Source organism: Saliniramus sp., from assembly GCF_035311605.1.
GTDB lineage: Bacteria > Pseudomonadota > Alphaproteobacteria > Rhizobiales > Beijerinckiaceae > Saliniramus.
Genome location: NZ_DATGCW010000027.1, coordinates 1 through 11,732, shown reverse-complemented (window position 1 = coordinate 11,732; position 11,732 = coordinate 1). Strand labels below are relative to the sequence as shown.

General features: G+C 64.7%; 13 protein-coding genes. 12 read left to right on the top strand and 1 reads right to left on the bottom strand.

Annotation, left to right across the window (positions count from 1 at the left end; translation table 11 throughout):
• The 12 genes from VKP01_RS01390 to VKP01_RS01335 form a co-directional block, all read left to right on the top strand.
• Positions 1 to 764 (top strand): biotin/lipoate--protein ligase family protein (locus tag VKP01_RS01390; RefSeq protein ID WP_324409846.1); only part of this gene is annotated, 764 nt, incomplete at its 5' end.
• Positions 758 to 1,336 carry a DUF6505 family protein gene (locus tag VKP01_RS01385; RefSeq protein ID WP_414706489.1) on the top strand — a complete coding sequence of 193 codons (579 nt, stop codon included), beginning with the start codon at positions 758 to 760 and terminating at the stop codon, positions 1,334 to 1,336. The genes VKP01_RS01390 and VKP01_RS01385, both read left to right, overlap by 7 nt.
• Positions 1,333 to 2,325 carry a DUF6352 family protein gene (locus VKP01_RS01380; RefSeq protein WP_324409844.1) on the top strand — a complete coding sequence of 331 codons (993 nt, stop codon included), beginning with the start codon at positions 1,333 to 1,335 and terminating at the stop codon, positions 2,323 to 2,325. Before VKP01_RS01385 ends, VKP01_RS01380 begins: the two co-directional genes overlap by 4 nt.
• A gap of 110 nt (positions 2,326 to 2,435) precedes the next feature.
• Complete coding sequence (locus VKP01_RS01375; RefSeq protein ID WP_324409843.1) at positions 2,436 to 2,954, top strand: DUF3305 domain-containing protein; 519 nt, start codon at positions 2,436 to 2,438, stop codon at positions 2,952 to 2,954.
• Entirely contained in the window at positions 2,951 to 3,724 is a 774-nt protein-coding gene (locus VKP01_RS01370; protein ID WP_324409842.1) for a DUF3306 domain-containing protein, read from the top strand. Before VKP01_RS01375 ends, VKP01_RS01370 begins: the two co-directional genes overlap by 4 nt.
• 172 nt (positions 3,725 to 3,896) lie before the next feature.
• Positions 3,897 to 4,475: a molecular chaperone TorD family protein gene (locus VKP01_RS01365; protein ID WP_324409841.1), complete on the top strand. Its 579-nt coding sequence runs from the start codon at positions 3,897 to 3,899 to the stop codon at positions 4,473 to 4,475.
• Positions 4,476 to 4,529: 54 nt separating this feature from the next.
• Complete coding sequence (locus VKP01_RS01360; protein ID WP_324409840.1) at positions 4,530 to 4,751, top strand: formate dehydrogenase; 222 nt, start codon at positions 4,530 to 4,532, stop codon at positions 4,749 to 4,751.
• Positions 4,752 to 4,754: 3 nt separating this feature from the next.
• Positions 4,755 to 7,712 (top strand): formate dehydrogenase subunit alpha, encoded by a 2,958-nt coding sequence (locus VKP01_RS01355; RefSeq protein WP_324409839.1) that lies wholly within the window; start codon positions 4,755 to 4,757, stop codon positions 7,710 to 7,712.
• A 14-nt stretch (positions 7,713 to 7,726) separates the two neighbouring features.
• Positions 7,727 to 8,323: a formate dehydrogenase FDH3 subunit beta gene (gene fdh3B, locus VKP01_RS01350; protein ID WP_074445529.1), complete on the top strand. Its 597-nt coding sequence runs from the start codon at positions 7,727 to 7,729 to the stop codon at positions 8,321 to 8,323.
• 39 nt (positions 8,324 to 8,362) lie between these two features.
• Positions 8,363 to 9,379 (top strand): formate dehydrogenase subunit gamma, encoded by a 1,017-nt coding sequence (locus VKP01_RS01345; RefSeq protein WP_324409838.1) that lies wholly within the window; start codon positions 8,363 to 8,365, stop codon positions 9,377 to 9,379.
• Positions 9,380 to 9,489: 110 nt separating this feature from the next.
• Entirely contained in the window at positions 9,490 to 10,596 is a 1,107-nt protein-coding gene (locus tag VKP01_RS01340; RefSeq protein WP_324409837.1) for an Mrp/NBP35 family ATP-binding protein, read from the top strand.
• 64 nt (positions 10,597 to 10,660) lie between these two features.
• Positions 10,661 to 10,816: a hypothetical protein gene (locus tag VKP01_RS01335; RefSeq protein WP_324409836.1), complete on the top strand. Its 156-nt coding sequence runs from the start codon at positions 10,661 to 10,663 to the stop codon at positions 10,814 to 10,816.
• Positions 10,817 to 10,848: 32 nt separating this feature from the next.
• Here VKP01_RS01335 and VKP01_RS01330 read toward each other — a convergent pair.
• A partial coding sequence (locus tag VKP01_RS01330; RefSeq protein WP_324409835.1) for a molybdopterin-binding protein occupies positions 10,849 to 11,732 on the bottom strand: 884 nt, incomplete at its 5' end.

Sequence of the window (11,732 nt, the reverse complement as noted above, 5' to 3'; positions counted from 1 at the left end):
AGCAAGCATCGCGCAGCCTGCCACGGCGCGAGGTGATCGCGTCGGGGCCGCCGGATGCACCACGCCGCCTCATACTGCCGCCGCCTTATGACCAGCATCTTTGCGAAGACGGCGACGTGCTCGACGAGGCCGTCCGGCGCGCGCCGCAGGAGGGCGCGGGCACGCTCGTCTGGCGCAAGAGTGGCGGATTGCTCGCTTTTGCGGTGGTTCTCGAACCGGAAAAGGCGCTGCGCGAGGCACGACTCGCCTTCTTCGCGGGCATGTCGGCGCTGGGTGACGCGCTGGCCGCCCATTGCGCCCCGGACAAGCCGCTGCGCTTTGCTTTCCCCGATAACGTGATCTTCGATACCGCACGTCTGGGCGGCGCGCGTTTCGTCACGGCGGAAGGCTGTGGCGAGGAGGCGGTGCCGGACTGGATGGTCTTCGCAGTGGAACTGATCGGCGATCGCGACCATCTGCCGCATCCGGGGATGTTTCCGGGTTCCATCTCGCTGGCAGAGGAGGAATTCGAGGAGAGCGAACTGATCGTCGAGAGCTTCGCCTCCTATCTGATGCTGTATTTCGACCGCTGGACGCATCAGGGGTTCGAAGCGGTGGTCGGGCCGTATCTGGACCGACTGGAGCCGAAACTGGAACCGGGCGCGCGCGCGATTGCCGATGGCGATCTGATCGAGCGTTTCCCCGATGGCGAAACACGCCGCCTCGGGCTGGTCGAAGGGCTCGCCGCCTGTGCCTGGCGTGACGCGAAGGGGCCGAAATTGTGATTCTGCTGCCACGCACCATCCGCCTCGACGCCTCCGACGCCGTCGTCTTCGCCCGCGCCGCCGAGCCGGGGGAATGGGCGGTGCCGGGCACCTTCCTCTTCGCCGGGCGCGATCCGGCAAACTTGACACGCAAGGAGCAGATCGCCTTCCGCTCCGGCTTTCTCGGCGTGGACAGTTTCGGTTTCTCGACGCTGATCATCGCGCAGCAGGCCAGCGCGGAGGAGCGCGCGCAGATGGTCGACACGCTTGCGCGACAGCTCGTGGCGCATCTGGGGGCGCCGAACGAGGCGATCGCCCGTCCTGCCGCCGAGGAGGAAGTGGCGCTGGCGCAGGATCTGTGCCGGGGGCATGCGGAGAACACGCTGGTCGCCCTGCATCGCAGCCTCAATGAGGATGGCGCGATCCATGAGCAGTTCCGCACCCTCAAATCCCGCGACGAGACGGCCTTCGGGGCCGGCTATCTGCGCGGCCATGATCGCGCCTTTTATATCGTCGAGAGCGACGAGGCCGAGGATGCGGATGAACCTTCGCATCACGTCGATCTGTTGAATCTGCGGGGGCAGGAGCGATGAGGGAATTCTGGGTTGCGAGCGGCCACCAGCTCACCCGCCTCGATGCGCAGGGCCGGATGATCGTCACGGATGAACTGCTGCTCGCCTGGCTCGCGCGCCCGGAAGTGCTGCCGCCGGAGGAGGCCTGCGAGGCCGAGCGGGCGCTGCATGCGCGGCTGATGCGCGCCCCGCGCGATCCGGTCAGCGAGGCGGATATCACCGCAATGGCCGATCCGGATGCGCATGAGAACTGGCGCTTCCTGATCGCCCTGCGCGATCGCCTGCTGGAGGCCGGCACCATCGAGGAGGGCTATCTCGCGATCATCCGCGAGGGGCTGCGGCTGCCGGTTGTCTTCTATGATCAGCTCGTGCAACTGATCCTGCGCAACGCGCTGGACGGCTGCGAGGATGTCTGGACCTTGCGCGCGGCCGAGATGCTGTTTCGCGCCCAGCGCGGGCACGTCTCGGACGGATCTCTGATCCTCGCCGATGACGAACTCGTGGCGGGGATGGAGGCGGAAAAGCAGCTCTCGCCGCTCAATGCGATGTTTGCCGGCGGCGCCGATGATCTTGATGTTCTGGTTGAAGAAAATGCCTGGACCTATTGGAGCCGCTCGGACGCGCATACGATGGCGCTGCCTTTCGGCGCCTCCTCACAGGCCCGTGAGGGGCTGGCCCGGTCGCTTTCCGCCTTCGTCACGCATCTCATGGGCACGCGCGTGCGCATTACCCCGCTCACCAGCGTCGAGGATGTCGATCTGCGCTGGTATGTCGGGCTCGACCAGATCGGCGTGAGGATCGGCGATGCCTTGTGGCGCGGCGAGGAGCCCGCCGGCGCGCTGATCGGCCTTTTCCGGCTCGAATTCGATGATACACAGGTCGTGATCGAAGATGTGCGCGGCGCACCGGTCTGGCTGATACTCGGGATGGGCGATGACAAGACCATACGGATGAAGCCGCAGAATCTCATCATGGGACTGCCGCTCGTCGCTCTGGCGACGACGCATTAGACGCGTTCCGACCTGACAGATTCAGGTCGGGCGCACTAAGTTATTATTCGAAGCATCATTTTCCGTCAGCCGGTATCCATCTGACGGAATGATGCTTTAAGGATGACCAGATGGCCAGGGAAGTGCTCAAGTTCGGTGTCGTGGCACAATCGCGCCCGCCGGTGACCAAATGGGCCGGACGCCAGGTTCGGCCCTATGCCGTGCTGCCATCGGTCCCCGATGCCGCCCCGCATACGCTACTCAGCGATGAGAACGGGATCGAGACCTGGTATCTCGGCACGCATGACCTGATCCTGCATACGGGCGATACCAGCCATTATCAGGACAATCTGATGAGCCGCCGCCCGGGCGTCTGGGTGGTGATTCCGGAGGTGGAGGACGCGCGCAAGGCGGATATCCGTCTGATCACGGTCGATCCCTATGAAGGGGAGGGGCTCGCTCTCGATACCGGGGTCGTGGTCGAGGTCGTCGGCATGCCGGATGTGCTGCGCCTGAAGCTCGAGGACTTTATCGCGCGCCACCATGTCGAGATCCCGTTCAAAAAGCGCAAGCGCAAGCCGATTGATGTCGAAAAGGATCCGCGCGCGCCGCGAATCCTGCAGCCGCAAGACAAATGGGTGCGAAAATGAGTGGCGGTTTCCTCGGTCGCTGGTCGCAGCGCAAGCTTTCCGAGAAGGAGAACCATGAGGCGCAACACGAGGTCGCCGATTCGGCTGATCAGACCGGGAAAACTCGGGAAACGGACGAGCGCGGCAATCAGCCGCAGGGTGATGCGCAGGACGTTTCTGCCGCGCCGCAGCAAGAGGAGATGCTCAGCGCGGAAGAGCTCGCCGCACTCCCGTCGCTCGATTCGATCACCACGCAGACGGATCTGCGCCAGTTCCTGCGCAAGGGCGTGCCGGGGGCGTTGAAGAATGCGGCGCTGCGCAAGATGTGGCTGCTCGATCCGGCCATTCGCAACCATGTCGATTATGCCGTGGACTATGCCTGGGACTGGAATGTGCCCGGCGGCGTGCCCGGTCACGGGGGGCAGATTGCGGGCGAAAGCGTTGCGAAAATGCTCGAAAAACTGCTCCCGAAGCCGGTTTCGGATGAACCGGCCACGCTCGCGGAGGCGCCTGATCAGGCGCCGGCACCGACGGGCAGGGTGGCTGAAGCGGAGCCACGCGATCCTGAGACACAACCGGAAGGCGATCCGCGCGATCGGACGGAGGAGTCGATCAGCGCGCAATTTCAGGACGCTGAAGGCAATCATGGATTTTATCACCAGGGTGCTTCAGAATATTCGGATGGCCCGCAATCTTCGCCCTCGACCTGCGCTGACAGCGACTCCGTGTCACGCTCCGCAGATTCGGGACGCTTACGGCAGCGGCGTCACGGCGGCGCCCTCCCGTCATGAATTCGCATTTATTTCCAAAGCTTTGAGCAGTCTTTCCCCTGCGATACTCATCTGCGACTTTGCTGCATCGCAAACCACGTAAGCGTATTCACTTTAGAAAAACTCCATGGTAGCGTTTCGACATGGAGGAGTCGGACCAGGTTCGTGATCAGGTCCGGCACACAAGCAAAAGATGAGCGAAGAGCAACTGCGCGCCCAGCATTACGGATTTCTCGCCCGCCTGCTCGGCGAGGCGCCGGACGGCGAATTGCTCGGGCAGATCGGGACCATGGCCGGCGACGAGACCGCCTTCGGCCAGGCCTATGGGGCACTGGCGCGAAAGGCGGCGCAGGTTGAGCCCGCGGGTGTCGCGAACGAGTATTTCGAGCTCTTCGTCGGCGTCGGGCGCGGTGAGCTCCTGCCCTACGCCTCTTTCTATCTTACGGGCTTCCTCAACGAGCGCCCACTTGCCGAGCTGCGCGCGGATCTGCGGGTCATGGGCGTCGAGCGTGCGCCGGGCCGCTACGAGCCCGAGGATCACATCGCCTTCGTTCTCGAAGTGATGGCGCAGCTGGCGCGCGGCGAGATCGCCGGCAACCAGGCGCGCTTCTTCGACAAGCATATCGGCCCCTGGGCGGCACAGTTCTTCGATGACCTGGCGATCGCCCCCAGTGCCGACTTCTATCGCCCCGTCGCGGAGATCGGGCGGCAGTTCATGGATATCGAGGCCCGCGCCTTCGCTCTGGCGAGCGCGTCCGGGTCGCGAGGGTAATGGCAGTTGGAAATCGGCGGTGTGGCTTGGCCCATCGCATTCGGGAGGATGGTCATGAGTGTGAATGATCAGGATACGCGCAAGAAGACGGGCATTGCTCGTCGCGGCTTCTTCGGAGCCGTGGCCGGCGCCGGTGCCGCAGCTGCGATGAGCGTCGGGGGGGCGGTTCCCGTGGCAGCACAGCAATCGACGGATGAACGCAAGCGCGCACGCTACCAGGAAACGGAGCACGTGCAGGCCTTCTACCGCACCAATCGCTATTACACGGGAGAGTGACCGATGCTCGTCAAACGCAAGCAAGGTGAAGCCGCGCGCGGGCGTCTCGCTTCAATGGCGGCCGGGATCGCGACCAAGACGATCGACCGCCGCAGTTTCCTGCGCAACTCCGGCCTCGCAGTCGGCGGCCTCGCCGCCCTGGGGACGATCAAGGCCGGCATGACCCGGCAGGCCGAAGCCGGCCCGACGGACCACAGCCGTCCCATCGAACTGCGCAAGAACATCTGCACGCATTGCTCGGTCGGCTGTACGGTCATCGGGGAAGTGCAGGACGGCGTCTGGGTCGGTCAGGAGCCGGCCTGGGACAGCCCCATCAACCGTGGCACCCATTGCGCCAAAGGCGCATCGGTGCGCGAGCTGGTCCATGGTGATCGTCGTCTGAAATATCCGATGAAGAAGGTCGGCGGCCAGTGGCAGCGTATCAGCTGGGATCAGGCCATCGACGAAATCGGCGACAAGATGCTCGATATCCGCGAGCGCAGCGGCGCTGACGCGGCCTATCTTCTCGGCTCGGCCAAATTCTCCAACGAAGGCGCCTACCTGTTCCGCAAGTTCGCCGCCTTCTGGGGCACCAACAACGTCGACCACCAGGCCCGCATCTGCCACTCCACCACGGTGGCGGGTGTTGCGAATACCTGGGGCTACGGCGCCATGACGAACAGCTACAACGACATCCGCAATTCCAAGACCATCATCTTCATGGGGTCGAACGCCGCGGAAGCCCACCCGGTGTCGATGCAGCACATTCTCACCGGCAAGGAAGAGCAGCGCGCCAACGTGATCGTGTTCGATCCGCGCTTCACCCGCACCGCCGCCCATGCCACCGATTTCGTGCGCATCCGTCCCGGCACCGATATCCCGGTGATCTGGGGCATCATGTGGCATATTTTCGAGAACGGCTGGGAGGATCAGGAATTCATCGCCCAGCGCGTCTGGGGCATGGATCAGATCCGCGAGGAAGTCGCCAAATGGACGCCCGACGAGGTCGAGCGGGTCACCGGCGTTCCGGGTGAGCAGCTGCGCCGCGTGGCGGAGAAGTTCGCCACTGAGCGTCCCTCCACCTTCATCTGGTGCATGGGCGGCACGCAGCACACGGTCGGTACCGCCAACGTGCGCGCCTATTGCAACCTGCTTCTGGCCACCGGCAATGTCGGCGCCATGGGCACCGGCGCAAACATCTTCCGCGGCCATTGCAACGTGCAAGGCGCGACCGATTTCGGCCTCGATATCGGCAACCTGCCCTGCTATTATGGCTTGTCCGAGGGAGCATGGCGGCACTGGTCGCGCGTCTGGGATATGCCCTACGCGTATTTCGTGGACCGTTTCGACGCCGTCCCGGCCAAGGGCGGTCGCGATCCGCGCTCGCCCGAGCAGAACATGAACGTGCCGGGCATCCCCTCGACCCGCTGGTTCGACGCCACCACGCTCGACGCGGAAGAAGTCGATCAGCGCGACAACATCAAGGCGATGATCGTCTTCGGTCACGGCGGCAATACGGTGCCGCGCATGGCGGATGCCCGCGAGGGCATGAACGCGCTCGACCTGCTGGTCGTCGCCGACCCGCACCCCACCACTTTCGCCGCCCTGCACGAGCGCACGGACAACACCTACCTGCTGCCCGTATGCACCCAGTTCGAGTGCTCCGGCAGCCGCACGGCGTCGAACCGTTCGGTGCAGTGGGGTGAGAAGATCGTCGATCCGATCTTCGAATCCGACAACGATTACGCGGTGATGTACCGTCTCGCGGAAAAGCTCGGCTTCGCCGAGGAGATGTTCAAGCCATACGAGATGGTGCAGGGCAAGTTCTCGCAAGAGCCGACGCCGGAATCCATCCTCCGCGAGATCAATCGCGGCGGCTGGTCGGTCGGCTACACGGGCCAGAGCCCCGAGCGGCTCAAGGCGCATATGGCCAACCAGGACAAGTTTGACCTGGTCACCCTGCGCGCGCCCGCCGCTGCCGGCGAAGTGGGCGGTGATTTCTACGGCCTGCCCTGGCCCTGCTGGGGGACTGCGGAGTTCCGTCATCCGGGCACACATATCCTCTACAATCCGAATGTCCCCGTGAAGGATGGCGGCGGCGCTTTCCGCCCGCGCTTCGGTCTTGAGCGCGATGGCGAGACGCTTCTTGCCGAGGGCAGCTTCCCGCCCGAGTCCGAGATCGAGGACGGGTATCCGCAATTTACCATGGGGGTGCTCAAGCGTCTCGGCTGGGATGCGGATCTCACCCCGCAGGAGCTGGCCGTGATCGAGGGGATCGGTGAGTTCGACGAGGAGAAGATCGACGCGGTCAGCTGGTCTCGCGACCTCTCGGGCGGTATCCAGCGCGTGGCCATCGAGCATGGCTGCGTGCCCTACGGCAACGGCAAGGCCCGCGCCGTGGCCTGGAACCTGCCGGACCCGATCCCGGTGCACCGCGAGCCGATCTACTCGCCGCGCCCGGATCTCGTGGCGGACTTCCCGACCCGCGAGGATGGGCGTCAGTTCCGTATGCCGAATATCGGCCATACCATCCAGCAATCGGTCGTCGATCGTGGGCTGCACGAGAGCTTCCCGATCGTGCTCACCTCCGGACGTCTCGTGGAATACGAAGGCGGCGGCGAGGAAACGCGTTCGAACCCCTGGCTTGCCGAATTGCAGCAGGACATGTTCGTCGAGATCAACACCCGTGACGCCGAGTCACGCGGGATCGCCGATGGCGGCTGGGTCTGGGTCAACGGTCCGGAAGGCAATCGTGCGCGGGTCAAGGCCCTCGTCACGGAGCGCGTCGCGTCGGGCACGGCCTTCATGCCGTTCCACTTCGCCGGCTGGTTCCAGGGCGAAGACCAGCGCGGGAACTACCCGGAAGGCACCGACCCCATCGTTCTCGGTGAATCGGTGAACGTCGTCACGACTTATGGCTATGACCCCGTGACGGGCATGCATGAGGGCAAGGTCACGCTTTGCCAGATCGAAGCTGCCTGAGGGAGGATGATACAATGGCGAGAATGAAATTCCTCTGCGACGCTGATCGCTGCATCGAGTGTCAGGCCTGTGTGACCGCGTGCAAGAACGAGCATGAGGTTCCCTGGGGCATCAACCGGCGGCGCGTCGTCACCATCAATGACGGCCTGCCGGGCGAGCGTTCGGTCTCCATGGCCTGCATGCATTGCGACGATGCGCCCTGTGCCGCCGTCTGTCCCGTCGATTGTTTCTACACCACGGAAGATGCCGTGGTGCTGCACTCGAAGGACACCTGCATCGGCTGCGGCTACTGCTTCTACGCCTGCCCGTTCGGCGCGCCCCAATATCCGCGCGTCGGCAATTTCGGCACGCGTGGCAAGATGGACAAGTGCACCTATTGCTCGGGTGGGCCGGAAGCGGACATGAGCCAGGCGGAATACGTCAAATACGGCTCCAACCGCCTGGCCGAGGGCAAGCTGCCGCTCTGTGCGGAAATGTGCTCGACCAAGGCGCTTCTGGCCGGTGACGGCGACATCATCGCCGACATCTACCGCGAGCGCGTGGTTACCCGTGGCTACGGCTCGGGCGCCTGGGGCTGGCGTTCGGCCTACGGCGAAACGATCTCCGTCTGATCGGGGATAACCGATCGGATCGAAAGGGGAGGAAATCTCGTGGTACAGACATTGCTCAAACGCGCCGCCACGCTGTTCGCCGTTGTCGCGCTCATTACCTTCGCTGCGCCGGAGCTCTCGGCGCAGCAGGTCAATCCGACCGAAAGCGCCGTGCAGGAGGAGCAGCTCATGCGCGCGCTCCAGTCCGGCGAGGCCGTTTCGGGGCGCATCACCATTCCCGATGCGCGCGCGGGCGATCTGATCAAGCCCGACAACAAGGACTGGGCCGCCACCCATGGCGGCACGGTCAAGACAGTGAACGTGGTCGCCATCGTCGGGATGCTGGTGCTGCTGACCGGCTTCTACATGTATCGCGGCAAGATCCGCATCGATTCCGGGCCGTCCGGGCGCACCATACAGCGCTTCAACGCTGTTGAGCGTTTTGCGCACTGGCTTCTGGCTGCGACATTTATCATCCTGGCCCTTACAGGTCTCAACCTGTTGATCGGTCGTGCCATCATCCTGCCGATCGTGGGCGAGAGCGCTTTCGGGACACTCTCGGGATGGGGCAAGATCGCACATAACTACCTCGCCTGGCCGTTCATGGCGGCGCTGGTCGTCGTGTTCGTGGCCTGGGTGTTGCACAACATCCCCAACCGCCTCGACATCGAATGGCTGAAGCAGGGTGGCGGCTTGTTCACCAAGGGCTCGCACCCGCCGGCAAAGAAGTTCAATGCCGGGCAGAAGGTCATCTTCTGGGCCGTGATCATCGGCGGTGCGGCGCTCTCCTTCACCGGGGTGATGCTGCTCTTTCCGGATATTGCCGGCACCTCGGCGCAATGGCAGTTCTATCAGGTAATTCACGCCATCGTTGCCGGTATCATGACCGCGATCATCATCGCCCATATCTATATCGGCTCCGTCGGCATGGAGGGCGCGTTCGACGCCATGGGCTCCGGTCAGGTCGATGTGAACTGGGCCAAGGAGCACCATTCGCTCTGGGTTGACGAAAAGCTTGCGCGTGAGGGCAGGGCGGCTCCGTCATCCGGCGGCGGCGCACCGCAGCCCGCAGAATGAGACCGTTTCGGCGCTGCACATCCGTGTCGGCGCCGGGCGACTATCTGAGACGACGGTCCGGGCGGCGTCCGGGCCGTTTTTCGTCACAACCGGTATGAGACTTTTCTTCCATGGCGCAGGATGAGGCATTGACGGCAGAGGCGCGCGCGGCCCTTGCCGCGATCGCGCTTCCCGATGGCGGCAGGCTAGGCGACACCACCCGGCTCGCAGCGGTGAACGCCAGCGCAGGGCGCGTCACGGCGATGATTGCGATCGCGCCCGAGGAGGCCGAGGCCTTTGCGTCCGTGCGCGATGCTGCCCAGGCCGCGCTGGAGGCGTTGCCCGGAATCGAGAAAGCGCTGGTGGCCCTCACTGCAGAGAGTTCGGCACCTGCTCCGGAACCGCAACACAGGCCAGCGGGCGCCCTCGGAACGACGCCCGGCGCGGTGCAGGCTTCTGGCGCATCGCGCAAACCCGCCGCCATGGCCGGGATCACGCACATCGTGGCCGTCGCCTCCGGCAAGGGCGGCGTCGGCAAATCCACGACGAGCGTCAATCTGGCGCTCGGTCTGCGCGCGCTCGGCCTGAAGGTGGGCATCCTTGATGCCGATATCTATGGCCCCGCACTGCCGACCCTGCTCGGCCTGCGCGGCCAGCCGCGTGTCGGCGCAGACCGCAAACTCCTCCCGATGCAGAGCTACGGGCTCAAGGCCATGTCGATCGGGCTGCTGGTCGATGAGGAAACCGCCATGGTCTGGCGCGGGCCGATGGTGATGTCGGCGCTGACGCAGATGATGGCGGAGGTCGCATGGGGCAGGCTCGACATCCTGATCATCGACATGCCGCCCGGAACGGGGGATGCACAGCTCGCCATCGCGCAGGGCACCGATCTGTCGGGCGCGGTCATCGTCTCGACGCCGCAGGATCTCTCGCTGATCGATGCGCGGCGCGGCATCACCATGTTCCGCAAGGTGGATGTACCGATTCTGGGCGTTGTTGAGAACATGTCGCACTTCATCTGCACGGATTGCGGTGCGCATCACGCGATTTTCGGTGAAGGCGGGGCAGAGCAGGAAGCCGGGCGTCTCGGCGTGCCCTTCCTCGGCGGTGTGCCGCTCACCATGGAATTGCGCCACGCCTCCGATCTCGGCCAGCCGGTCACGGCGATGGCGCCTGACGGGGTGCTCGGCCGCATCTATGCAGGTCTCGCAGAGCGCTTGCTTGAGGGGCTGCAATAGGCGATTATGCCAAGGTTGGGACCGGTTCTCCGGCCCCCAGAAAAGACTTAGGGAGATCAAGGGGATGAAAGCGTTCGTAGCCGCAGCCATCGTTGCGATTCTGGCCGCCGTCGGCGCGGCGGTGCTGCTTGACGGCAGTTTCCAGACACCGGCCTATCAGGCCTTCGCGACGGAAGGCGTGCGTCTGGACAATCCGGGCTCCAATCTCGTCGATTTCTGATCGGGATGCAGGATCTGTCCGCGCGTCGCGCTTCAGATCCCGAAGCCCGCATAAGGCATGAAGCGCACCGGGTCTCCCGGTGCGATAGTCTGTGCGTCGTCGCCGATCTCCACCAGTCCCGTCGCCCATGATAATCCGCTGATCCGACCGGAGCCTTCCGAGCCGAACACTTCGGCGTGTCCATGCCCATCAAGCCGTGCCCGCAGATATTCACGCCGTCCGGGTTTCTTGTTCTTCGAGAAGGCGGCGGGCACGGTGAAGGCCAGGGGTTCGCTCCAGCCCGCGCCCGAGAGCGCGGCCAGCGCCGGGCGGGCGAATATCAGCGCGCAGATGAAGGCCGCGACCGGGTTGCCGGGCAGGCCGAAGACCGGCGCCCCGTTCCACAAAGCCAGCGCCAGTGGACGCCCCGGCTTGATGGCGATACGCCATTCCTGCAAGGCGCCCGTTTCGCGCAGAAGCGCGGAGACGTGATCCTCGTCACCGGCGGAGGCGCCGCCCGAGGTGAAGATCACATCCGCCTCGCGCGAGGCCGCATTGAGTCGCGCGCGCAGCGCTTCCCGGTCGTCACCCACATGGCCGAGATCGACCGGCTCGTAATGCCAGGCCTGTGCGAGGGCGAGCAGCATTGGCCGGTTGGCATCGTAGATCTTGCCCGGCGCGAGCGCTTCATCGCCGAACTGGCCCACGATCTCCTCGCCGGTGGAGAGGATACCCACGCGCAGGCGGCGATGCACCGCGATCTCGCCGATGCCGAGCGCGCTGAGCAGCGCCAGATCGGCGGGCGTGAGCGATCGCCCCGCCGGCAAGGCGGGCGCCCCCGCCGTAACATCCTCCCCCGCTTTGCGGGTATTGGATCGCGACTTGATCGGGCCGTTGAAGGCGATGCGCGCGCCGTCCGTTGCGCAATCTTCTTCGA